Here is a 23392-nt window from a genome sequence, read left to right as displayed (position 1 = left end):
AGAGAGTAAAATCTCTGCCTTTTTTTTATTTACAATTTAGCGGTATGGATGTATAATTTATCCATCCCTTTGATTTTTATTTAACGAGGTTTTTATGTTGATGATCGAGAATGTTTTAAATACCGACGAATTGTTCCAAAACAAACTGGCATCTTTCGAACCGGTGACCGGTGGTAATGTCAATAAAGCATATAAAGTCAGTTGTGAAGGTAAGGCTTATTTCGTCCGAATCAACGGAAATCAGTCCAAATTGTTAGGTTTGGGAGGAAAAACGGAAGCAGATGCATGCCGACAGGCCGGTGAGATGAAGATAGCGCCGGTCGTATACAACAGCAAAAACGAAGATTTGTACCTCATTACGGACTTTTTTAAGGGAAAATGCCTCTCCAAAGAAGAAGCACGCCGTCCGGATATTATCAAAAAATACATGTCCGCCATAAAATGGATTCACACTGAAATTCATGTCGACAGACAATTCAGCATCTATGATTTAATTGACAAATACGATTCGTTTATCAAGCATTCAAGCATATCACTTCCGAATGATTTCGATAAGATCATGGCGAGATATGAGACTATAAAGAAAAAAAGATCGGCTGACAGACAATACGGAAACGTCTTTTGTCATAATGATATATGGCAAAACAACATTCTGTTCGACGGGGAAAATATATGCATCATCGACTGGGAACTCTGCGGTTACAGCGATGCTTTTAATGATTTGGCTCATATTCCGTGTTTGATTAACACGTCGTTTGAAGAGGAAAAATGGATATTGACATGTTACTTTGGGTATTTCGATATGGATATGTGGCACATATTACAGGACTTAAAGTATGTCTGTATGATCGAAGAAGCTGTTTGGTCTTTTTTTCACGCCGGAATAACGGATGATATGCACAATCAAAATTTTGATTATATAAAATACGGCAATCGAGTAACGGATATTCTTCTCAGCGGTAAAAATCATTTTTAATATAAAAATAATCAATCCTCTGTAAAGTTTCAAACCCCCGCTTTTTAAAAGCGGGGGTTTGGTTATTTGAATGCCCGGGCGGCGAGGAAACAAGACGCTCGGGCTTATATGTTTAAAACGGAAACGGCAGCGGCAATGGTTTTTTCCATGGCCTCTTTGCCGTATTTATCGACATCGGCTCTGTTTTTGTCACCGTGGGTCAGGCAGCCGGCGCCGTTGATGCAGCCGCCGACACAGGCCATTCCCTCGATGAAATTGCCGTCGGCTTTGTTTTTCTGGGCTTTGAGCAGCGCAATACGGCATTCCTCGATGCCGTCGCAGCGAACGGGTTTCAACTCAAATTCCGTCAATCCCTGTTCGAGCAACGCTTGTGCGACCGCATCCGAAAGACCGCCGCTGCGTGCGAAAATCCGTCCGAAATAGGAGGCGTTGTCCAATACGTCTTCCTCACACGAGGTGATGTCGAAATCGCGGCTGTCGAACAGCGCCTGCAGTTCTTCGAACGTGATCACGCTGTCCACATACGGGCGGACTTCCTTTTGCAGAAATTCCATCTTTTTGGCGGTGCAGGGGCCGATGAATACAATTTTCGAAGCCGGGTCGTTTTCCTTGATGAACTTGGCAATGGTTGCCATGGGCGAGAGGTTATGTGAGATATGCTGTGCAAGATCGGGGAATTGATTACGAATAACACCGACGAAAGCGGGACAGCAGGAACTGGTCAAAAAGCCCTTTTCATTTAATTCTCTCGCCTCGGAAAAAGCGACCATATCCGCGCCGAGGGCGGCTTCAACGACGTGGAAAAAGCCGAGTTTTTTGATTGCCGCAATTACCTGTCCCAGTTTCGCATAGACAAATTGACTGGAGATACTCGGTGCAACGACGGCGTAGACCTTATATTTCCGATTGTTATCGCTTTTTTTGATCAGATCAATCACGTTTAGAATGAAGGATTTATCGGAAATTGCGCCAAACGGGCATTGATAGACGCAAGCCCCGCAGGAGACGCATTTTTCGTTGTCAATTTTGGCGCTGCCGTCGTCATTGGCGCTGATGGCTTTCAGTTTACAGGAGTTTTCACAAGGACGCTTGCGGTTGACGATGGCAAAATAGGGGCAGACCTGTGCGCATTTTCCGCAGTTGACGCATTTGGACTTGTCGATGCGGGCTTTCTGATGCTCATCATAGGTGATGGCGTTTCTGGGGCAGGCCTCCTCACATCGGTGCGCGAGGCAGCCTCTGCAGGCGTCGGTGACGATATAGCCGCCGGCGGGGCAGTCGTCGCAGGCGATATCGATGACCTCGATGACGTTGGCGTTGTTTTTGTCGCCGCCCATGGCCAATCGGACGCGTTCGGAGAGGATGGCGCGTTCTTTATAAACACAGCAGCGCATGGTGGGGGTTTTCCCCGGGATAATTTCCTTGGGAATGGTCGTGATATGTTCAAGCAAATCGTCGTCCCAGGCATGCCGGGCGACTTCTTTGAGCACTTTGTATTTTAAATACTGAACTTTGGTGTCGAACTTTTGCAAGCATTTCGCCCCCCTAAAAATAACTCGTCTTAATTTTTTTGCCCATTTTCTCTAAACAATCGGCCAGTTCTTTGACAAGCTGCATCTTGATGGTGAAAGTGATCGGCAGATCGGAGTTCTGATGAGCGGGATTGACCGCTTTTCCGACAAAGAAGTTGATGTCGGTCGCATCTTCAAACAACATTCGGGCGATCAGCGACGCGCCGTCTTTTTTATAGCACCATTGCTCGAAGGACTTGTTGTCATCGAGATAGTTTTTCGCATATTCCAATACACGATTGATGGTAACAACGCCCTCTGTGACCAGTTCGGCGCCGTCGAGCTGTGCAACGGGCGGGATTTCGGGATCGTCGAACGATAGGCTCGGATGCAGTTGCTTATGCAGATAATCCGCCGCGAGCAGTGAAGTCGTGCCTCCGCAGACAATATGCTTCCCCTCTTTGGCAAAAAACAGCGACATCATCCTTTTGCAGTCGTCACGGTTGGCGGGCGGTCCGATGATCAGATTGACCGGTTCGCGTTTTCGGATACGGACGGTACAGACCGTCGCGTCGTCGCCCGGTTGTCCCTCGTAAAGTTTATTGGTTTCATCAATCAAGATGGTGGAGAGGGTTTTGGCCGTGAAACCGACGTGCCAAAAGGTGGTCATATAGTTGATAATGTCGTTCCGGCTCCAGCCGAAATTGTAGCTCAGTCCCACGCCTGCGTGCTCCACGCCGTCCGAAAAAGCGAGGAAGACGTCGTTTTCGCAGAGATCCGTCTCGGTTTTAATGATTTTTTTATCCGCAATACTGATCTCATTGAATGGCAGCTCACGGTTTTTCCCGTCACGAAGCATAACCACCTTGGGGTTGTCATATTGGATGATCTCGGCTTTCTGGTTGTTGACGATGCGAATCACGGTAAAGGTCGAATAGGCGATCCCACGGGTCGAGCAGACGGGCAGGGTGGCTACGACAGTTTCCACGGCGTCCTCCAGCTTCATTCCGGCGGCGAGCATCGTAGAGATGATTTTGGAAGTCAGAGTCGAAAGAATGTTGGCTTTGACGCCGCTGCCGAGTCCGTCCGCAAGCACGATGATTGTGGAGTTACCGTTATCGGGCTCCACGATTTCAATGTGGTCGCCGCAGAGTTGTTCGCCCGCGTGGTTGACGGCCAGATATCCGATATCGGTGCAGAGGTTATTTGCCGTCATATGAGATCGACTCCTTCAGCTTGGTCAGTGCGATTTTGGTTTCGGCAGCCGTTTCACCCAGCAGTGAAGCGATTTCCTGGACGATGCGCATCTGCTTGTCCACAACCCGGTCGGCCGTCTCAACCGTCTGTTGGCTGAGCGCTTCTTTGCTCCTGCGTTCGTTCTCCTCGTCGGTGACGTCCCGAAAAATCGAAATCAGGTTCCCGGATTTTTTATCAGGCACGATGGTGAGTTCCAGATAGCGGTCGAATTCGGCGTAGTAATCACGCTTATTGACCGTACGCTTGCCTTTTTGCAGGGCGTCGAGAAACACCGCCGGATCCATGACGCGGATCACGGGGCCGCCGAGTACGTCGGAGCGGGCGTTGATATTCAGCATTCTCATGGCCGCAGGGTTGATCTGCTGAATCTCGCACGCCTCGTTGACGACCATGATGCCGTTGGGGGTATTGTCGAGAATGTTGTTGGAAAACCGCTCGGACTTCTCCATCAGATAGGGCAGGCACATGTTGATTTCGGCTTTGCCTTGATAGACGGCGACTGCTTTGTCGCGGCAGGTGTCATATCCGCAGGTGCCGCAGTTCAGCTCGTCATCGGGTGAGAGTTTGCCCATTTTTTTAAAAATTTCATTGATTTCGGCCTCACTCGGACAGAGCTTTTTCACCTCAATGCAGGCGTGTTCTTCCGACAGCAAACAACTTTCCGGTTGTTCGATGTCAAAGTCCTCTGTACCTGCATATTTTGTGATTGCCTGATAGTGGCGCAGCGGGGAATTGTAATGTTTTTCTATAATCGGGCCGCCGATGCAGCTTCCGACACAGGATGACATTTCAATGAAACAATGATGAATACTGCCGGCGGCGATGTCATTCAAGACGCTTTTGCAGTTTTCTATCCCGTCGATGCTGAGATAGGTATAAGCGGAGTTCTTTTTCAGCAGGGTCTTTAAAATGCCGCCTGTGGTCGGGAATAACCGTGCCAAACCCTTGCCGTTCCGGTCATCCCCGCGTTCCAATTCAACTTCCGCCTTTTCCAACATAAACGTGAGTTCGTCGAAGGTAAGTGCGGCGTCGACGGAGCTGAGGGCAGCTTCATCCTTTTTGGAAATACAGGGACCGATAAATACGGTTTTGGCGTTCGGATACCGGCGCTTGATGTCGGCGCAGTGTGCCTGCATCGGCGTTACGACGGGCGCCAAATAACCCGCGAGCTGCGGATAATACTTTTCTACGAGCAAGTTAATGGTGTGGCAGCAGGATGTGATGATGATGTCCCGTTCACCCGAGAGCGCCAGTTTCTCATATTCGCGCTTGACCATCGTCGCGCCGATTGCGGTTTCCTCAGCATCGAAGAAACCGAGCTTCTTCAGTGCTTTTTGCAGTGCCGAAATCCCGCAGCCTTCGTAATAGGCGGCGAAGGAAGGTGCGATACTGGCAATCACCGGAGCTTCCTCTTTTAAAAGCACGCCCACAATCTCGGTTTCGTCGGCCACCTTTTTGGCGTTTTGCGGGCAGACGACATAACACCGGCCGCACAGAATACACTCATCGGCGATGACGTTGGCCTGATTGCCCGAAAATCGGATGGATTTAACCGGACAATTGCGGATGCATTTATAACAGTTTTTGCAGTTTGATTTTTGAAATTTCAAAAATTCGGTCATGATTTATTCAGCTTCAATCTTTTCATAACTTCCTGTTCGAAAAATGCTTTTGTTGTCTCAGGGGAGACCGAAAAGCTCTCTTCGTCGATCGTGACGTTGACGCCGCTTTGGCATTTGCCCATGCAGAAAGTACCCGCAAGATCAATTTGGTCCTTGAGATTGTTTTCCGCAATCAGATATTGAAGTTGTTCCACCACCTGGCGGGAACCTTTGATGTGGCAGGAACTGCCGATGCAAACGGTGATTTTCATGATTACAGCCTCCGTTTTATTATTCATAGTCCACGACGTTGACCCACCGCAGCAGAAATTCGCGCTCCTGCGGTTTGCCTTTGACCGACTGCGACGCGGCCACGATCGGCATCCACTTCTGAACATATTGCCGGGCGGTATCGGTTTTTTTGCAAAACAGGTTCAAATATTTCTCGGCGCCGTCAATGTCGCCTGCCAGCCAAAACAACAGATAGGTGCGGGCGGCATCGGCGGATGCGTTGCCCTGTGTGACGTGCGACCAGTCGAGGATATAGTGCGCGCCGTCGGGTTTGATGATGATGTTGGACGGATTAAAATCCCCGTGGCAGATTTTTTTATGCGTCGGCATTGCATCAAGGCGGGTATGCAGTTCATAGCGGGTGGTGGCATCCAACGTACTTTCGCTGATTTTTCGATTCATTTTGTCTTTAAGCTTATTGAGCAGAGGGGCTTCGTGGGAGAAGATCTCCGTCTGGATGTCGACGAACAGATTCAAATAGCGGTCAAAATCCTTCGGCTTTTCGTCCATCTGCTGTTGGAGCGTCTTGCCCTCGATAAACTCGGAGCGAATCGCCCATTTGCCGTCGAGTTTCATAACCTCGATGATCTTCGGCACATTCAAACCCGTCTCCTCGATGCGCGCCTGATTCAGCGCCTCGTTGAGAATGTCGGATTTCGAATAATCCGCATCGAATACCTTGAGCACGGTTTCACCGTCCCGGTAGACGGTTTTCCCCGTCCTGACGGCGATGATTTTGTCGGCGTTGATACTCATCCCATGTTCCTCCTTATATTAATTAAAATTGTTCAGATATCTTTATGTTCACCGTAATAGGCGTTCAAATACATCTGCTTGATCTCGCTCATCAGCGGGTAACGCGGGTTGGCTGAGGTGCACTGGTCGTCAAATGCCTGCTCGGTCATTGCGTCAAGCCGCGCCAAAAAGTCCTCTTCGTTCGCAACGTAATCTTTGATCGTCGGTTTGATGCCGATATAGGCTTTCAATTCGTCGATCTTTGCGATCAGTCCGTTCAGCTTGTCGGTATCGGTCTTACCCTTAATGCCCAGGTAATCGGCGATTTTGGCATAACGTGCAAGGGTGTGCGGGTGATCGTACTGCGGGAAAGTGCCCATCTTAACAGGGATATCAACCGCGTTATAACGCAGCACTTCATCCATCATCAGCGCGTTTGCGACGCCGTGCGGGATGTGGTGGAATGAACCCAGCTTGTGCGCCATCGAGTGCATCACGCCCAAGAAGGCGTTGGCGAATGCCATACCGGCCATAGTTGCGGCGTTGGCCATTTTCTCTCGAGCTACAGGGTCGGGTGTGCCGGAGCAGGCGCTGTCATAAGCACGCGGCAGGTATTCGAAAATCATCTCTAAGCTCTTGAGCGCGAGTCCGTCGGTGAAATCGGTCGCCATCATCGAGGCGAAGGCCTCGAGGGCATGCGATACCGCGTCGATACCGGAAGCGCTGGTCAGACCGCGCGGCGCATTCATCATCATATCCGCGTCGACAATTGCCATTTTGGGCATCAGTTCATAGTCGGCAAGCGGATATTTAACGCCGGTCTTTTCGTCGGTGATAACGGCGAACGGCGTGACTTCGGAGCCGGTACCCGCAGAAGTCGGAACCGCGATGAAGTAGGCCTTTTCGCCCATTCTCGGGAAGGTATAGACCCGCTTGCGAATATCCATAAAGCGCATGGCCATGTCCATGAAATCGGCCTCGGGATGTTCATACAGCACCCACATGATCTTGGCCGCATCCATCGCCGAGCCGCCGCCCACCGCGATGATCACATCGGGTGCAAAAGCGGTCATCAGCGCCGCGCCCTCTTTGGCGCAAGCCAGCGTCGGATCGGGTTCGACATGGGAAAACGTCGTGTGCATCAGGCCCATCTCATCGAGCTTTTTCTCGATGGGTTTGGTGTAACCGTTGGAATATAAGAAACTGTCGGTGACAATAAAGGCCTTTTTCTTGTGCAGGACATTGCCGAGTTCGTCGAGTGCGACGGGCAGGCAGCCTTTTTTGATATAGACCTTTTCGGGTGCGCGGAACCAGAGCATATTTTCTCTCCTCTCGGCTACGGTTTTGATGTTGAGCAGATGTTTGACACCGACGTTTTCCGAGACGGAGTTACCGCCCCAGCTTCCGCAGCCCAGCGTCAGCGACGGTGCAAGCTTGAAATTGTACAGGTCGCCGATACCGCCTTGCGCCGACGGAGTGTTGACGAGAATGCGGCAGGTTTTCATGCGTTCGGAAAAACGCGCGAGTTTTTCGGTTTCGGTCAAGGCATTCAGATAAATCGAAGCAGTGTGTCCGTAGCCGCCGTCCGCAATCAGGTGATCGGCTTTGTCAAACGCATCGTCGATGGTTTTTGCACGATACATGGCCAGTACAGGGGACAGCTTTTCGTGTGCGAATTCTTCGGATAAGTCCACACTCTCGACTTCACCGATCAAAATCTTGGTCTTTTCGGGCACTTCGACATTTGCCAGGGCGGCAATTTTATAAGCGGTCTGACCAACGATTTTGGCGTTCAGTGCACCGTTGATTAAAATGACCTTACGAACTTTTTCGGTCTCTTCTCTGTTCAGAAAATAACAGCCGCGATCGGCAAATTCCTTTTTGACCTGTGTATAGACTTTATCGAGGACGATGACCGACTGCTCGGAAGCACAGATCATACCGTTGTCGAAGGTTTTGGAATGGATGATTGAATTGACCGCCAGCACGATGTCAGCGGTTTCGTCGATGACGGCGGGTGTGTTGCCCGGGCCGACGCCGAGTGCGGGTTTGCCGGAAGAATAGGCCGCTTTGACCATGCCGGGGCCGCCGGTTGCGAGAATGATGTCGGCTTCTTTCATCACAAGGTTAGTCATGTCCAAATTCGGTGCGTCAATCCATGCGATGATGTTTTCAGGCGCACCGGCTTCCACAGCCGCTTCATGAATAATACGGGCCGCCTCGACGGTACATTTTTTAGCCCTGGGATGCGGGCTGAAGATGATTCCGTTGCGGGTTTTCAGGGCGATCAATGCCTTGAAAATTGCAGTGGAGGTCGGATTTGTCGTCGGAATGACTGCGGCGATGACGCCGATCGGCTCGGCAATTTTTTTCATGCCGAAAGCAGCGTCCACTTCGATGACACCACAGGTTTTTGTGTTTTTATAAGCGTTGTAAATATATTCGGATGCGTAATTGTTCTTGATGACTTTGTCTTCTGCGATGCCCATCCCGGTTTCTTCCACAGCCAGCTTTGCCAGCGGAATGCGCGCCTTGTTTGCAGCCGAAGCCGCAGCGAGAAAAATCCGGTCGACCTGTTCCTGGGTATAGAGTGCAAAGCGTTTTTGTGCCGCACGCACTTCAGCCAGACGCTGTTCCAGTTTTTCTACACTGTCGATGATCGGATAAGTGATTGCCTTCATACGAACCCCTCCTGATGTTTATGGCTTAATCATAACATCGGGAATCGGGTTTGTGAAATGCCTATCTTGAATATCGATATAACAATATCGATATAATACTATCTAATTGGAATTCAAGTTAAATTACGCTTGATTTTCATCAACTCGTCAATGAAGAGCTTGTCAACCTGAGACAGATGATAATCCTTTTTATAGATCAAAACGTCTTTATACTTTCGGTCATTCTCGGCGCAGACGCGCTGAACCAGCGAATATCTGTCCAGCAGCCGTTGCGGGATCGGCGAGACCCACATAAACGTGTCGGGGACTTCGGTCAAGAGATCCATCTGGCTGCCGCGTTCGAATACATAGATGTGTTTTTCCACATCATCGATGATCTCGTTCTTGCGGACGGTGCTCAACGGCAGCGAAGGGACAAAGGGATCGGCGTGGGCAATCTCGACGTACGGAGTCAAATCGCTGATAAAAATCTCTTTTTTCGAAGCGAGCGGATGAGATTTTGACATCAAAAGCATATAGCTGAATTCATAGATCAGTTCGGAGGCGAGTTCTTTTTCCTTAAGCACCTCTTTGAAATTTTTATCATAAGTCGATTGATACCGCAGAATACCCAGTTTATAATCCGCGTTTAAAATATTGCTGATTACGCGCTGGGTGTTGGTTTCCTTATAAAAAATCTCCATATTCTCGGCATGGTCGAGCTTTCGGATGAATTCGGTAAACGCGCAGGAAATATAGCTGGCCCGCGGAGTCGAAATTGAAAACTGCTGCGGGATCTTTTCGCCCTTTTGATACATGGCTTCAATCTCATCGACCTGTGCGAGTACCTTGCGGGCATAGCCAAGAAACTCTTCGCCTTCCAATGTGGGATAGATGCCTTTCGATGTGCGCTTAAACAGGGTGACGCCGAGTGTGCTCTCCAACTCCCGTATCGCACGGCTCAGATTCGGCTGGGATGTATACAACCGATCGGCGGCTTTGGTCATGGAGTTGGTCTCGGCGATTTCGACGGCGTATTTCAAATGCAGCAGATTCATAAGTTCTCCTCCGAATAGCCCTCACGCAGATGCTTTGAGAGAATGGCTAACGACGAAGCGAGATTTTCGTTTTCGATCAGCACATGTTCCGGCGCTTTCAATATGGTGGGGGCGAAGTTCCAGATGGCTTTGATACCACAGGAGATCAGACGGTCGCAGGTCTCCTGGGCAAACTCAACGGGTGTGGTGATGATACCGAGTTTGATATTTTTGTTCATACATACGACCTCAATGTCGCCGAGCGGCAGCACGGGTTTTGCGTTAATCAGTGTTCCTACCACTGCTTCGCTTGAGTCGAACGCCGCGATAATGTTCAGACCGTAATCCGAAAAGCCGCGATACGATAAGAGCGCTTTTCCGAGGTTCCCGGCGCCAACCAGAATGGTCTTTGTTTCACTTCCGTAACCGAGGCAGTATTCAATTTGCCCGATCAGCTGTTCCACGTCATATCCGGTCTTAGGACGCCCCGAACCGCTCACGGCGCCGAGGTCTTTTCGAACCTGGACATCGTTGAGGCCGAACGCCGCCGCAATAGTTGCGGATGAAATATTTTTTCGTGTGTTTTTAATGGTATTCAGATAATGCAGATAAACCGGCAATCTTCTCAACGTTGTGACCGAGATTTCTTTTTCTTTCAAAGGCAAGAGAATCACTCCATTCTGTTTTTACTATAACATCTTTTTTTAATAAGTCAATATATATCGATATAAAAATATCGAAATCCAACAATTACAAGGATTTACATTTAAACACGGGAGTGATATAATACTTGATGTTTTGAAAGGAGATATCTTATGCGATTGATCGTTCTGTTTGCAAAGATGATGATGCGCGCCATGGCCTCTATTCCGATTCTTGCCGTTATTTATGTGATTGTTTATTTTCTTATCACCGGAGTGAGCGCGGTCAGTACACATACATGGTTGATTATCGGATTGGCGCTTGCCGCAGTAGCGATTTGTATCGGTATCATTTATGCGGGTTGGGCGTTCCATGTGCCGATAAAGAGAGCGATTCATTCGGCACAGAAGAGAATTCGTCTTTCTTATTTTGAGAATACGGCTAAATTTGCATATGAGCGCCTGTTTGAAAAAGCAAATGAATATATAAAACTGTGGCGGAGTTCATCCGGGAAAATCAATTTATTCAGTATTTTCTTTTTGCCTGTTCGCTTTTTTGTCTTTGTTTCGATTTATATTGTGGGCTTTTTAGTTTTGTCGATTGCGATTTTGCTTTTTGCGCCGATACAGGCATGGATTTTTAAATCAAATCTAAAAGGTACCGGAGCTGTAAAAGTATAATAAGATATTCAAATCAGAATCTTTAAGAGAGAATGCGCTTAAACCGCATGTCTTTTCTTTTGGAAAGGACGGTGTTCAATATGATATATGACGTCGCAGTGATTGGTGCGGGCCCTGCGGGTTCGACGCTTGCCCGATTGCTGCCGGAAACGTTAAAATCCGTCATCATCGATCGGAAAAACGACGGGCCGGACAGCTTTTCCAAACCCTGCGGCGGCTTGTTGTCCACCGATGCGCAGAAATCGCTCTCGGCCTTTGCGCTGACGCTGCCCAAGGAATTTCTCGTCGATCCGCAGATTTTTTCGGTCAAGACCATCGATTTGAAAACCGGCTTGATCCGCCATTATCAGCGTTTTTACATCAATCTCGACCGGCATAAATTCGACCGCTGGCTGTTTTCGTTGATCCCCGCCTATGTGGAAAAACTCGAGGCGGAAGTCACCGATATTTCCCGGGAAAACGGCGTTTTTCTCATTATCTGCAAGACGCCGGACGGCAAAACGCGGCAGATCACAGCCAAACAAATTGTCGGTGCGGACGGCGCAAACTCGATTGTGCGCAGAACCTTTTTCCCGTACCGAAAGATGCGCAGCTATATTGCCATTCAACAGTGGTTTGCCGAGGCGCACCGAAATCCGTTTTACTCCTGCGTCTTCGATCCTGAGACTAGTGACTGCTGCTCGTGGTCCATTTCTAAAGATAATCATTTCATCTTCGGCGGGGCATTCAGCCCGAAAAACTGCCGGGAGAGTTTTGAAAAGCAAAAGAAAAAACTCGAAAAGTACGGTTTTAAATTCGGCGAACCGATCAAAACCGAGGCCTGCATGGTGCTGCGTCCGAAGTCCTTTTTCGATTTTACAACAGGAAAGGACGGCGTGTTTTTGGTCGGAGAAGCGGCGGGATTCATCAGCCCGAGTTCGCTCGAGGGAATCAGTTTCGCCATCGACAGCGCCACGGTATTGGCCGATGTGTTGTCGGGAAAGGCAAAAAATCCGGAACGCGTCTATCATATAAAAACGCGTAAAATCCGTTTGAAACTGTTGGCGAAAATCTTAAAATGTCCGTTTATGTATGGACCGATTTTGCGGCATTTGATTATGGCAAGCGGTTTGAATACGATCAAAGTCCGTGAATAACCGTTCGCTTGACATATATATTGAATATGGTAGAATAATCCCAAATAAAAGCAAAGGATTTGAGCAGATGAAATTTTCCGAAATGCAGTATGTCCGCCCCGATCTTGAAAAAATCGGCGCATCTTATGAAAAATTGATCGCACAGGTCAAAAACGCCGAAAATGCGCAGACTGTTTTCGACGCCATTCTGGAGCATGAAAAGGTATTGATGGACTTTTCGACGGCGCAGTCCCTTGTGAACGTTCGCCACTCCATTGACACCGAAGATCAATTTTACGACGCAGAAAACGACTTTCTCGATCAGGCGGGACCGCTATATGAAGAGAAGATGCAGCCGTTCGTTCAGGCGCTGCTCGACAGCAAGTTCCGTCCCGACTGCGAAAAGCGTTTCGGCAAGCTGCTGTTTGTCAATGCGGAACTGGCGGTCAAGTGCTTCTCTCCGACGATTGTCGATCTGTTGCAGGAGGAAAACAAACTCGTCAGCGAATATGACAAATTGGTTGCAAGCGCGAAAATCGAGTTCGACGGCAAGACGTTGAATTTGGCGCAGTTGGGGCCGTATAAGGAAAACGCCGACCGCGCTGTGCGCAAAGCGGCTTACGAGGCCGATGGCAGCTTCTTCATGGCTAATGCGGAGAAGTTCGACGAACTCTATGACAAGCTCGTTAAGGTGCGCACCGAGATCGGCAAAAAACTCGGCTACGAGACCTTTACCCCGGTCGGTTATATGCGCATGCAGCGCAACTGCTACACCCCCGAGATGGTTGATACCTTCCGAAAACAGGTGATCGACGATCTGGTGCCGGTCGCAAACCGCCTGCGCGAACTGCAGGCCAAGCGCATCGGGCTTCCGAAATTGTCGTTGTACGATCTGCTGTATACTTTCAAAGAGGGCAACCCGAAACCCGACGGCACATCCGACGAATTGGTTGCGGCAGCCGTGAAGATGTATCATGAGATGTCGGAACGCACCGGCGAGTTTATCGATTTCATGACCCAAAACGACCTAATGGATCTGTTGACCAAGCCCAAAAAGGCCGGCGGCGGGTTTTGCACGCTGTTCGCCAACTACAAAGCGCCTTTCATCTTCGCCAATTTCAACGGCACCCAAGGCGACGTCGGCACGCTGACCCATGAAGCCGGGCACGCCTATGCGTTTTACATCGCCGGAAACGATGAGATTTATGAGACCGCCGGACCTTCGTTGGACGCCTGTGAAATCCACTCGATGTCGATGGAGTTTTTCGCATGGCCGTGGCTCGAAAATTTCTACGGCAAAGACGCCAAACGCGCACGGCTGGCGCATCTCGAGGAGTCGGTCACGTTCATCCCCTACGGCACGATGGTTGACCACTTCCAACATATCATGTACGAAAAACCCGAATTGACGCCGGCACAGCGCCATGAAGAGTGGATGAAGCTCGAGAAACTGTATCGTCCATATATCGATTTCGAAAGCGTGCCGTGCTATTCGCAGGGTAGGGGTTGGCAGCGGCAGTCGCACATCTATGAGGTCGCGTTTTATTATATCGATTACTGTTTGGCGCAGAGCGTCGCGCTGGCGTTTTGGGCATTGAGCCGCAAAGACCGGAAGAACGCTTGGGAACGTTATAATCATCTCGTGGACTGCACCGGTAAAAAGACCTTTATCGAACTCTGCAAAGTCGCCGATATCAAGGACCCTTTCACCGACGGCTGTCTGAAACAGGTCGCATCCACCGCAGTCGACTATCTGAATCAATTATAAAAAATTTCCCTCTGCGAACGGGGTTATGATTCAAAAAAAGAACGGCGGGTTATAGCCCGCCGTTCTTTTTTATTCGATAAAATTTTATACTTTGTCGTTTTTCATCTTTCGGCTGAAAGCGAAAATTGAAATTCCCAGCATGACGGCCGCATAGCCGATCACCCACCACAAATCGGGCATGATGGCCGCGTAATCGCCCGAGAGCGCAGCTCTTCCGGCGTCGACGGCATGCGCAAAGGGCAGGGCATAGGCGATGGATTCAAAGGCGCCGCCCACGAGTTTCAAGTCAAACCAGGTGCCGGACAGCCACGCGCTGAGGTTCGTTAGTAATGCGCCGCAGATACCGCCGACCTGTTTGTCATTAAACACGCTGCCGCACAGCAGCCCGATGCCGATAAAGAAAATCATCGTCGGAATCTGCACGACAATCGAGAGCAGAATGTTCACCGTCAACGTCAAACCGAGTGCAAGCGCAAAAGCAAAGCAAACGGCGACCTGAACGAGCGCCATCGGGAAAATCGGCAATATGTAGCCCAAAATGAAGTCCGAAGATGTCATCGGCGAAGTGAACAGCCGCAGCAAAAACGAACCGGTGCGGTCTTTGGAGATCAACGTGGCGGAAAACAGCGAGACGAACGACAGACCGAACACCGCGATGCCCGGTGTGAGGTGGTCGATTTCAAACATCTCGATCGGGATATTGGCTTGAATCGCCGAGAGCAGCAGCATAATGGCGATGGGGAATCCGAGACCGAATGCGATATTCAGCGGGTCGCGCAGCATCTCTTTGCGGTTGCGGGAAGAAAACCACAGCATTCTCATAAAGCGGTCGCCTCCGTTTCGGTCGCCAATGCAATAAAGGCGTCTTCGAAATTTTTTGCGTTGGTTTGCGCAATCAGTTCTTTGGCGGTGCCGACGGCTTTCAGATGCCCGTCGGACATAATCCCGATACGGTCGGAGAGCGCTTCGGCCTCTTCCATGTAGTGGGTCGTCAGAATCATCGTGACCTTGCCCTTTAAAGCGCCGATGGCTTTCCAGAGTTCGCGGCGCGCGAGCACGTCCAACCCGAGGGTCGGCTCGTCTAAAAACAAAATTTTCGGGTCTGAGATCAACGCCATCGCAATGCTCAGGCGGCGTTGAAATCCGCCGGATAAGATTTTTGCCTTTTTGTCGGCGACCTCGCCGAGTGCAAAGGATTTGATCATGTTTTCGGCTTTTTCTTTAGCTGCTTTCTTATCCGCGCCGTAAATCCCCGCGATCAGTTCGAGGTTTTCACGCACGGTCAGATTGCGGGCGACGGCGGTCTCCTGCGGGGAGACATTGGTGTTCTCCTTGACCTTGTGCGCGGCCTTGACAATGCTGTCTCCGAGCAGAACCGCATCGCCGGAGGTCGGTGAACAAAGCCCCGAGAGCATTTTGATGGTCGTGGTCTTACCCGCGCCGTTTACGCCGAGCAGCGCGAACAGTTCGCCGTTTTCAATCGATAAATTCAGATTATCGACGGCGGTTTTATCTTTGAATCTCTTGGTCAGCCCGGTCGTTTGAATCGCAACCATCGCTTAATCCTCCTTGATTTCGCGCGCGTTCATAATCTGTTCGGCAAACGCCTGCAAAACGTCGCTTTTGACAATCCCGATGCCTTGCTGCTCATCGCCGAGCACCAACAGCATATCGCCCGGCTTGATGTTGAAGACATCACGGGCTTCTTTCGGGATGACAATCTGTCCCTTTTCGCCGACCTTAACGGTCCCGAAGACATATTTTCCGTTGGGTGCACTCATTCCCACACCTCCCACAAGTATGAAATGCAAGAATAGTATAACATGTATAAAAGCATATGTCAATAAATAGAGTAGGGGCGGATATTATCCGCCCGTCAATATGTACTGTTGTATTTTTATATTTGTAATAATTTATGCGGGCGGATAATATCCGCCCCTACATTGTGGTTACTTCCACACCCTCCGGTGCTTTGACATCAGTGGTTAGCTTTCCATTTTCGTTTTTCACTTCGACCAAGACCATGCCGCAGGGGGTGGGGAAGGTGCCGTGCGCGAATTTCAAGTGCCCGAGGTGCGGCTCGATTTTCAGCTTTTTGCAGCCGGGTTCGAGAATTTGAATGCCCAACACATGATGGGTCAGCCAAGGCGCGGGGCCGGACGCCCAGCCGTGACACAAACTGTGGCGGAAATTCTTGTAGCAATACGCGCCGAAATCCCCGTGGATGTCGTTTTTGCCCGCCGGGACAAGTTCGTCGATGCCCGCAGAGTTCTCCATCCAGTCGATATTGAAGTCCTCCCAGAAAGTCGTCGCGCCCATCTTCAGCATCCCGCCCCAGTATTCGCGCATCAAATCGAGCGCCCCGTCGGTATCGCCCGCCGCAGACATAGCCGCAAGCGTCCAATAACCCAAGAACGTCGAAAGACCCTTCGCACCGCCGACGGTCAGCAGATTCTGCGCGGTCTCTTTCGCGTCCGCAAGCCCGACGCAGACCAGCAGCGAACCGGCCTGCTTAGAGCCGCAGGGGTCTGGGATATGCTTTTTCAGCTTCGCGGCACAGGTATCGCAAAGTTCGGCGGTCTCTTGGTCGCCGAGAAGACCGCAGAGCGTTCCGCCTTTTTCAAATGCCAACAGCATCATGGCCTGAAGACCCGCATGGGTCGCGCCGGAATTCGCCTGATTCGGCCAGTCGATGAATCGTGCGTTCGGCAGCGTCTCCGAGCCGTTTTCGTCGATGTATTCGGCGAGTTTTTGCAGCAGTGGAATCAGATAGTATTTTTGCGCATTCAAATAGTCAAGATCGCCGGTGTAGGAAAACCACTCGTCATGCAGCAAAATCCACCAGATCGAATAGGAGGAAATGCCGTTCATCCAGCTGCCGACCGGGGTCTCGTCGCGCACCAGATCGAGCGATTTCGGAATGACGGGATTCGCGCCGAACACCGACAAAATCGTCATGACTTCGGTGTGCATATCGCCGATCCAGACCAGCCGGTCACGCTTGATGCCGTCCCATAGGTATTCCTGCATATTTAAATGCGCGGTGTAAGCCGCCGCCTTCCAAATCTGATTAACGACCGGGTCGTCGCACTCAAAGCTGCCGAGATAGTCAAGGTCACGGAAGATAAAGACACCCTGTACGGCTTTTAACTCGATTTTTGCGTCCTCGTCGAGCAATTCTATATAAACAAACCGAAAGCCGGTCTCATTGGTCTCGTTGGCCGAGAGAAAGCCGACATTCAGCACCATATCGCGGTTGGCATGGTCGTTGGTCGTATTCTTTTCTCCGATGGGCGTCATGGCTTCCATCGCCGATTCGCCGAACCGCACGCGCAGATTGACGCGCTTGCTCTCCGAACGGACGCTCTGGACATAGATTCGCGCTGCGCCGTTTAATTCGATGCCGAAATCCAATAGTACAAACGCTTTTTCCGAACCCGGTGCGTTTTCGAGCGCACAGACCTCACCCCTGACCAGTGTGATTTGCGAGGGTTTGGGCGCAAGCAGCGCTTGTGCGTTGGTAACATTGCCGCCGGTTGTCAGCACGCGGGACGGGGTCAGATAGCGGCGGACGCGGGGATCGGAATCGGTTCCCGCAAGCCGGGGAAATAAATCGGATATATTCGACATAACAGTCCCTTTCAAATTAGGAATTTTAAGATTATTATACACGCCGAATCTTCTGCGTGCAAGTCAAAATGCGTTTGTTGCGCGGCTTGCGGAAAACTGTTATAATAAAGTCCATAAATGAATCGGGAGGGATAGGATGAAACGAATCGGAACATTTGTCGGTCATGCGCTTTGTATCGGAAAAGCGCGGCTATTGTATGATTCCTTATGCCAAAATACCGATCTGATCGGGCAATACCAATTCACTGTTATGACGCCCGAACATTTAAATCTGACGGTGGAAGTACGCGGAATTGAGCAGATCAATTTCGACCTGCCCGAGGAATACAAGCCGATTCCTTTTGTCGATAAATTACTCGCCGCCGCCGAATTCGAACGCTGCTGCGACGATGAATACCTCTGGATCGACGTGGACAGCTGTTTTTTCAAAACTCCCGTTTTTCCCGATGCCCAAATCTGCGTCAATCCCGTCGATATGAAAAACATTGGTGTTTCATATGGCGAACCGCTCAGCCCGATGTGGCGATTGATTTATGATGATTTCGGATTGGATATTCACGGTGTCGGGTCTGTTAAAACAATCATTTCAAAAGATGAAATTTATCCTTATTACAATGCCGGAATGATTCGGGCAAAAAAGCCGGACGGGCTGTTTTCCGAAGTGCGAACGGCGATGACAGCGTTACTGAAAACCAATGAAATCAAAAATCAGATTTCATCACCGCTCAATCGGATTTTCTTTCATCAGGCCGTTTTTTCGTGTGCGATCATGAAAAAATACGGCAAAACGGTCAGCCCGCTGCCATACGGCGTCAATTACCCATTGCATCTGCGCAGTAAAGATACTACGCCTATCCCGTTGGAGGACATCGTCAGCATCCGTTACGACGACTATTTCGACGAAAACGAGCCGCCGGAACGCTGGGCGGATTTCTTCAAGGGCAGGGAAGACGCCTTAAAATCGGTCTGGTATTATCAAATGTGATTGTCATTCTGAGCGCAAGTCGAAGAATCTCGGCATCATAAAGGGGCAAACAAAAAACGGTATCGCAAAAGCGATACCGTTTACTTTTTCAATTTTCACTTGAGAATCTTTTTCAGCCGTTCCACGGCTTCTTTGGTACGTTCGGCGTTTCCGAATGCGGTCAGGCGAAAATAGCCCTCTCCGTTTTTGCCGAAGCCCGCGCCTGGTGTGCCGACCACCTGCGCTTTTTCAAGCAGCAGATCGAAGAATTCCCAGGACTTCATGCCGTTCGGGCATTTGAGCCAGATATACGGCGAATTTTTGCCGCCGCAGTACCAGATGCCGAGTTCGTCGAGCGCCGCGCCGATGACAGCGGCGTTATTTTTATAATAGGCGATCTGTTCGCGGGTCTGGCGGAAACCGGCGTCGGAGAAAACGGCTGCCGCACCGCGCTGGATGATGTAACTGGTGCCGTTGTACTTGGTGGTCTGACGGCGCTGCCAGCGTTTATTTAATGAGGTGCCGTCAAAGACAAGATCGCTCGGAACGATGGTGTAGCCGCAGCGGGTACCGGTGAATCCGGCGGTCTTGGACAGCGAACAGATTTCGACCGCGCATTTCTTTGCGCCTTCGACCTGATAAATCGAAGTGGGCAGGGAAGAATCGCCGACAAAGGCCTCGTAAGCCGCATCGAAGATGATCAACGCCTTCTGCGCAAGCGCATAATCAACCCACGCTTTAAGCGCGTCGAATCCGTAAACCGCACCGGTCGGGTTGTTCGGCGAACAGATATAAATCACGTCGGCTTTGACGCTTGGATCGGGCAGCGGTACAAAACCGTTGTCGTAATTTGCGTTTGAAAAAATCACCTTGTGTCCGGCGATCACGTTGACGTCGAGATAAGCCGGATAAACCGGATCGGGCAGCAGAATAATATTATCGGTATCCAGCAAATCCATAATGCTGCCGAGGTCGCTCTTTGCGCCGTCGCTGACGAAAATCTCATGATCTTCGAGCGAGATGTTTTTCTTGGCATAATATTTTTTCAGCGCGTCGGTCAGAAAGTCGTAGCTGTAGCAGTTGGTCTCGGGGCCGTAACCGCGAAAACCCTCGGGTGTGCCCATTTCACGGACGGCTTTGGACATCTCGGTGACAACCGCCTCGCAAAGGGGCAGGGTAACGTCGCCGATGCCGAGCCGGATGATGTCGGCGTTCGGATTGGCTTTTTTATATTCGTTCACCTTTTTGCCGATGTTGGCGAACAAGTAACTCTCGGGGATGTTATCGAAGTTGTTATTGAGCTTCATTTTAATCTCCTATAGTGAATTTATTCGACCTCGACGGTGCCGTCGAAGGCCTTGACTGCGGGTCCGGTCAGAAGGACCCGTTCGTCGGTGTAGTTGACGGTCAGATCGCCGCCGCGCAGATGGACGGTGATGTCCTTGCCTTTTTCGCAGATGCCGTTCAGCACCGCCGCAACCGCCGCCGCGCACGCACCGGTGCCGCAGGCCAGCGTTTCGCCGCTGCCGCGTTCCCAAACCCGCATCGCGATCTCGTTTTTGGCGATCGGTTTGACAAATTCGGTGTTGACGCTCTCGGGGAACAGATGGCAGGTCTCGAAAACCCGGCCCGTGCGTTCCAGATCCATCGTGTGAATCTCGTCGCGGAACAGCACACAGTGGGGATTTCCCATGCTGACGCAGGTGATCAGATATTGAATGCCCCGGAAGGTCTGCGGTACCGCAATGGCGGTTTCCATCGGCAGGCGTACCGGGATTTTGGCGCATTCCAGAATGGCTTTACCCATATCAACCGTCGCCCCGACGCAAACGCCATTTTCGATTTGCAGCTCAAGCGTCTTGATGCCGGAAAGGGTCTCGATCTTGACGACCGGCTTTTTGGCGATGCCGGTGTCGTAGATGTATTTACCCACGCAGCGGATGCCGTTTCCGCACATTTTGCCCTCGGAGCCGTCGGCATTGAACATGCGCATTTTGGCGTCGGCGACGTCGCTCGGGCAGATCAGAATCACGCCGTCGGAACCGACCGAAAAGCGTCTGGGGGACAGTTCAATCGCAAGTTTAGAGGGATTTTCGACTTTCTGGTCAAAGCAGTTGATATAGATATAGTCGTTGCCCGTACCCTGCATTTTTGTGAATTTATACAGCATCTTTGTTCCTTCCTTTCGTGCCGTTCCTCTTTTTAATCCGTTTTGTTTACCAAATCACCTTTGAAGCGATGTCCTTTTGAGCCAATGCGATAAAATCTTCGACAGGCATGGAGCCGATGTCGCCTTCGCCGCGTTTTCTCACCGAAACCGTGCCCTCCTCGAGCTCTTTTTCGCCTACAACCAGCATATACGGAATCTTCTGCAGTTGTGCTTCGCGGATCTTGTAGCCGATTTTTTCGTTGCGGGTATCGAGTTCGCAGCGCAGTCCGGCGGCGACGAGTTTATCGTTGATCGCCTGTGCGCCGTCAAGGGTTTTATCGGAGATCGGCAGCACCTTGGCCTGTACCGGAGCCAGCCACAGCGGGAATGCACCGGCAAAGTGTTCTGTGATGACGCCGATAAAACGTTCGATCGAGCCGAAAACCACACGGTGAATCATGACCGGACGGTGTTTTTCGCCGTCAGCACCGGTGTATTCGAGTTCAAAGCGCTCGGGCAGCTGCATATCCAGCTGAATAGTGCCGCACTGCCATGTGCGTCCGAGACAGTCGGTCAGATGGAAATCGAGTTTCGGGCCGTAGAATGCGCCGTCGCCCTCGTTGATGATATAATCTTTTCCCATCTCGGTGATGGCTTCTTTCAAGATATCCTGTGCGGAATCCCAGGTTTTTTCATCGCCCATGTGATCTTCAGGCATTGTCGAGAGCTCAATTTGGTATTTCAAATTGAACAGGGAATAGACCTCGTCGAACAGGGAAACCACGCCTTTGATCTCATCTTTCATCTGTTCCCATGTCATAAAGATATGCGCGTCATCTTGTGTGAAGCAACGAACGCGGAATAAGCCATGCAGTGCACCCGAGAGTTCGTGGCGATGGACAAGACCGAGTTCACCGACCCGCAGCGGCAGTTCGCGGTAGGAGTGCGGCTCGGATTTATAGACCAACATACCGCCGGGGCAGTTCATCGGTTTAATCGCAAAGTCCTGTTCGTCGATCACCGTGGTGTACATGTTGTTTTTATAGTGAGACCAATGTCCGCTTGTTTCCCAGAGCTGGCGACTCAAAATAATGGGCGTACTGATTTCCACATAGCCGTAACGCTTATGCACTTCGCGCCAATAATCAATCAGCGTGTTTTTTAACACCATACCTTTGGGCAAAAAGAACGGGAAGCCGGGGCCTTCGTCCATCAGAAGGAAAAGACCGAGATCTTTGCCCAATCTGCGGTGGTCGCGTTTTTTGGCTTCTTCGAGCATTGCAAGGTATTGTTCGAGATCTGCGGCTTTTAAAAATGCCGTGCCGTAAATGCGCTGCAACATCTTATTTTTGGAATCGCCGCGCCAATAAGCGCCCGTCGCCGAGGTCAGTTTGAACGCCTTGACCATGCCCGTGGCGAACAGGTGGCTGCCTGCGCACAGGTCGGTGAAATCGTCCTGTTTGTAGAAGCTGATTTCTTCACCCTCGGGCAAATCTTGTATCAATTCGACTTTATACGGCTCGTTTTTCTCCTTAAAATAAGCGATGGCCTTATCGCGCGGCAGGGTGAAGCGCTCGACTTTATAGTTTGCTTTCACGATTTTTTTCATTTCGGCCTCGATTTTTTCGAGGATTTCGGGCGTGATCGGGAAATCAACATCGATGTCGTAATAAAATCCGTCGTCGATAGCCGGGCCGATGGCGAGTTTGGCCTGCGGATACAGATGTTTGATCGCCTGTGCCAGAATATGCGAAGCGGTGTGGCGGAATGTCCATCTGCCATCGGGGTCGTCCCAGGTCAGAATCTGCAGGGTGCAGTCGTGGTCGATGATATAGGTCAAATCAGCCCGTTTGCCGTCGACAAGCGCGGCCAACGCGTTGCGCGCAAGTCCCTCGGAGATTGATTTGGCGACCTCGTAGCAGGAGATCGGCTGTTCGAACTGCAGCACTTTTCCGTCTTTCAGCGTGATGTTCATAGTTATGACTCCCTTCAAAAATAAAAACACCCCCGCAGGCAAATACCTGCAAGGGGTGAGAAAAATCTCACGGTTCCACCCTTGTTCATCAAAGAACCGAAAAAGTTCTTTAACCTTATTGGGGCTTCTTAACGCGAAGAGACGTCCGCGCCTATTGACGCCGTAAAGCGCTTTCGGGCGGAAGCTCGGGAGTGGTCGTACCGTTCTTGCGAAAAGCCGCTCACAGCGAATGCGGCTCTCTCTGATTCGTCGGACAACGGTCACATCTCCGTCAATACCTGTATAATATATTATATCACCGAAAAGTTGAAAATGCAATAGCGGTTTTGCGGAATTTTGGAAATAGTTTGTAGGTTTGTCAATGATGTGTTACAAAAAGGATAAAGAAAAAAGGATTACGG

At 50.4% G+C, this 23392-nt stretch carries 20 protein-coding genes; 5 read left to right on the top strand and 15 right to left on the bottom strand.

Going from position 1 to position 23392, the window contains the following annotated elements; all coding sequences use genetic code 11:
• The first annotated feature begins 94 nt into the window (after window positions 1–94).
• Complete coding sequence (locus PK629_10105) at window positions 95–976, top strand: phosphotransferase (protein ID HOP11830.1); 882 nt, start codon at window positions 95–97, stop codon at window positions 974–976.
• A gap of 104 nt (window positions 977–1080) precedes the next feature.
• Here the strand turns inward: PK629_10105 and PK629_10100 are convergent, their stop codons facing one another.
• The 8 genes from PK629_10100 to PK629_10065 form a co-directional block, all read right to left on the bottom strand.
• Window positions 1081–2508 (bottom strand): 4Fe-4S dicluster domain-containing protein, encoded by a 1428-nt coding sequence (locus tag PK629_10100; GenBank protein HOP11829.1) that lies wholly within the window; start codon window positions 2506–2508, stop codon window positions 1081–1083.
• A gap of 13 nt (window positions 2509–2521) precedes the next feature.
• Window positions 2522–3703, bottom strand: coding sequence for a SpoIIE family protein phosphatase (locus PK629_10095; protein ID HOP11828.1), 1182 nt, complete (start codon window positions 3701–3703; stop codon window positions 2522–2524).
• Window positions 3690–5366, bottom strand: a complete 1677-nt coding sequence (locus PK629_10090) for a [Fe-Fe] hydrogenase large subunit C-terminal domain-containing protein (protein HOP11827.1) — start codon at window positions 5364–5366, stop codon at window positions 3690–3692. The genes PK629_10095 and PK629_10090 overlap by 14 nt, the downstream gene beginning before the upstream one ends.
• Window positions 5363–5617 (bottom strand): (2Fe-2S) ferredoxin domain-containing protein, encoded by a 255-nt coding sequence (locus tag PK629_10085; protein ID HOP11826.1) that lies wholly within the window; start codon window positions 5615–5617, stop codon window positions 5363–5365. The genes PK629_10090 and PK629_10085 overlap by 4 nt, the downstream gene beginning before the upstream one ends.
• 19 nt (window positions 5618–5636) lie before the next feature.
• On the bottom strand, window positions 5637–6386 hold the full coding sequence (locus PK629_10080; GenBank protein HOP11825.1) for a phosphotransferase: 750 nt from the start codon (window positions 6384–6386) through the stop codon (window positions 5637–5639).
• Between the two features lie 38 nt (window positions 6387–6424).
• The gene (gene adhE, locus PK629_10075; GenBank protein ID HOP11824.1) at window positions 6425–9052 is read right to left on the bottom strand and encodes a bifunctional acetaldehyde-CoA/alcohol dehydrogenase; all 2628 of its coding nucleotides are present in this window, start codon (window positions 9050–9052) and stop codon (window positions 6425–6427) included.
• Window positions 9053–9165: 113 nt separating this feature from the next.
• A complete protein-coding gene (locus PK629_10070) occupies window positions 9166–10089 on the bottom strand; it encodes a LysR family transcriptional regulator (GenBank protein HOP11823.1) in 924 nt (307 codons plus the stop codon).
• Window positions 10086–10733, bottom strand: coding sequence for a redox-sensing transcriptional repressor Rex (locus PK629_10065; GenBank protein HOP11822.1), 648 nt, complete (start codon window positions 10731–10733; stop codon window positions 10086–10088). Before PK629_10065 ends, PK629_10070 begins: the two co-directional genes overlap by 4 nt.
• A gap of 150 nt (window positions 10734–10883) precedes the next feature.
• Between PK629_10065 and PK629_10060 the strand changes: the two genes are divergently transcribed.
• The 3 genes from PK629_10060 (at window position 10884) to PK629_10050 (ending at window position 14273) form a co-directional block, all read left to right on the top strand.
• The gene (locus PK629_10060) at window positions 10884–11390 is read left to right on the top strand and encodes a hypothetical protein (protein ID HOP11821.1); all 507 of its coding nucleotides are present in this window, start codon (window positions 10884–10886) and stop codon (window positions 11388–11390) included.
• A gap of 80 nt (window positions 11391–11470) precedes the next feature.
• A complete protein-coding gene (locus tag PK629_10055) occupies window positions 11471–12526 on the top strand; it encodes an FAD-binding protein (GenBank protein HOP11820.1) in 1056 nt (351 codons plus the stop codon).
• Between the two features lie 67 nt (window positions 12527–12593).
• The gene (locus tag PK629_10050) at window positions 12594–14273 is read left to right on the top strand and encodes a M3 family oligoendopeptidase (GenBank protein ID HOP11819.1); all 1680 of its coding nucleotides are present in this window, start codon (window positions 12594–12596) and stop codon (window positions 14271–14273) included.
• An 84-nt stretch (window positions 14274–14357) separates the two neighbouring features.
• Here PK629_10050 and PK629_10045 read toward each other — a convergent pair whose 3' ends face one another.
• The 4 genes from PK629_10045 to PK629_10030 all read right to left on the bottom strand — a co-directional run bounded on the left by PK629_10045 (window position 14358) and on the right by PK629_10030 (window position 17903).
• On the bottom strand, window positions 14358–15095 hold the full coding sequence (locus PK629_10045) for an ABC transporter permease (protein ID HOP11818.1): 738 nt from the start codon (window positions 15093–15095) through the stop codon (window positions 14358–14360).
• Window positions 15092–15829 carry an ABC transporter A family member gene (locus tag PK629_10040; protein HOP11817.1) on the bottom strand — a complete coding sequence of 246 codons (738 nt, stop codon included), beginning with the start codon at window positions 15827–15829 and terminating at the stop codon, window positions 15092–15094. The genes PK629_10045 and PK629_10040 overlap by 4 nt, the downstream gene beginning before the upstream one ends.
• A 3-nt stretch (window positions 15830–15832) precedes the next feature.
• Window positions 15833–16054 carry an AbrB/MazE/SpoVT family DNA-binding domain-containing protein gene (locus PK629_10035; GenBank protein HOP11816.1) on the bottom strand — a complete coding sequence of 74 codons (222 nt, stop codon included), beginning with the start codon at window positions 16052–16054 and terminating at the stop codon, window positions 15833–15835.
• Between the two features lie 157 nt (window positions 16055–16211).
• Window positions 16212–17903 carry an alpha-L-rhamnosidase C-terminal domain-containing protein gene (locus PK629_10030; GenBank protein ID HOP11815.1) on the bottom strand — a complete coding sequence of 564 codons (1692 nt, stop codon included), beginning with the start codon at window positions 17901–17903 and terminating at the stop codon, window positions 16212–16214.
• A 136-nt stretch (window positions 17904–18039) separates the two neighbouring features.
• On the opposite strand from PK629_10030, the gene PK629_10025 reads away from it, so the two are divergent.
• On the top strand, window positions 18040–18888 hold the full coding sequence (locus PK629_10025; protein ID HOP11814.1) for a hypothetical protein: 849 nt from the start codon (window positions 18040–18042) through the stop codon (window positions 18886–18888).
• 95 nt (window positions 18889–18983) lie between these two features.
• Here the strand turns inward: PK629_10025 and PK629_10020 are convergent, their stop codons facing one another.
• Genes PK629_10020 through thrS form a run of 3 tightly spaced genes read right to left on the bottom strand, consistent with a single transcriptional unit; the run spans window position 18984 to window position 22991 of the window.
• A complete protein-coding gene (locus tag PK629_10020) occupies window positions 18984–20174 on the bottom strand; it encodes an LL-diaminopimelate aminotransferase (protein ID HOP11813.1) in 1191 nt (396 codons plus the stop codon).
• Window positions 20175–20194: 20 nt separating this feature from the next.
• Window positions 20195–21037 carry a diaminopimelate epimerase gene (gene dapF, locus PK629_10015; protein HOP11812.1) on the bottom strand — a complete coding sequence of 281 codons (843 nt, stop codon included), beginning with the start codon at window positions 21035–21037 and terminating at the stop codon, window positions 20195–20197.
• 46 nt (window positions 21038–21083) lie between these two features.
• Entirely contained in the window at window positions 21084–22991 is a 1908-nt protein-coding gene (gene thrS / locus PK629_10010) for a threonine--tRNA ligase (protein ID HOP11811.1), read from the bottom strand.
• Window positions 22992–23392 lie beyond the last annotated feature (401 nt).

Source organism: Oscillospiraceae bacterium, from assembly GCA_035380125.1.
Classification (GTDB): domain Bacteria; phylum Bacillota; class Clostridia; order Oscillospirales; family JAKOTC01; genus DAOPZJ01.
Note: the sequence above shows the minus strand (reverse complement) of the source record. Positions and strands in the feature narration are given on the sequence as shown.

Bases quoted from the DNA above. Each gene is read 5' to 3' on its own strand.
- PK629_10105 (HOP11830.1), top strand. From the start codon at position 95: ATGTTGATGATCGAGAATGTTTTAAATACCGACGAATTGTTCCAAAAC.
- PK629_10095 (HOP11828.1), bottom strand. From the start codon at position 3,703: ATGACGGCAAATAACCTCTGCACCGATATCGGATATCTGGCCGTCAAC.
- PK629_10090 (HOP11827.1), bottom strand. From the start codon at position 5,366: ATGACCGAATTTTTGAAATTTCAAAAATCAAACTGCAAAAACTGTTAT.
- PK629_10085 (HOP11826.1), bottom strand. From the start codon at position 5,617: ATGAAAATCACCGTTTGCATCGGCAGTTCCTGCCACATCAAAGGTTCC.
- adhE (HOP11824.1), bottom strand. From the start codon at position 9,052: ATGAAGGCAATCACTTATCCGATCATCGACAGTGTAGAAAAACTGGAA.
- PK629_10070 (HOP11823.1), bottom strand. From the start codon at position 10,089: ATGAATCTGCTGCATTTGAAATACGCCGTCGAAATCGCCGAGACCAAC.
- PK629_10060 (HOP11821.1), top strand. From the start codon at position 10,884: ATGCGATTGATCGTTCTGTTTGCAAAGATGATGATGCGCGCCATGGCC.
- PK629_10055 (HOP11820.1), top strand. From the start codon at position 11,471: ATGATATATGACGTCGCAGTGATTGGTGCGGGCCCTGCGGGTTCGACG.
- PK629_10050 (HOP11819.1), top strand. From the start codon at position 12,594: ATGAAATTTTCCGAAATGCAGTATGTCCGCCCCGATCTTGAAAAAATC.
- PK629_10045 (HOP11818.1), bottom strand. From the start codon at position 15,095: ATGAGAATGCTGTGGTTTTCTTCCCGCAACCGCAAAGAGATGCTGCGC.
- PK629_10040 (HOP11817.1), bottom strand. From the start codon at position 15,829: ATGGTTGCGATTCAAACGACCGGGCTGACCAAGAGATTCAAAGATAAA.
- PK629_10035 (HOP11816.1), bottom strand. From the start codon at position 16,054: ATGAGTGCACCCAACGGAAAATATGTCTTCGGGACCGTTAAGGTCGGC.
- PK629_10030 (HOP11815.1), bottom strand. From the start codon at position 17,903: ATGTCGAATATATCCGATTTATTTCCCCGGCTTGCGGGAACCGATTCC.
- PK629_10025 (HOP11814.1), top strand. From the start codon at position 18,040: ATGAAACGAATCGGAACATTTGTCGGTCATGCGCTTTGTATCGGAAAA.
- PK629_10020 (HOP11813.1), bottom strand. From the start codon at position 20,174: ATGAAGCTCAATAACAACTTCGATAACATCCCCGAGAGTTACTTGTTC.
- dapF (HOP11812.1), bottom strand. From the start codon at position 21,037: ATGCTGTATAAATTCACAAAAATGCAGGGTACGGGCAACGACTATATC.
- thrS (HOP11811.1), bottom strand. From the start codon at position 22,991: ATGAACATCACGCTGAAAGACGGAAAAGTGCTGCAGTTCGAACAGCCG.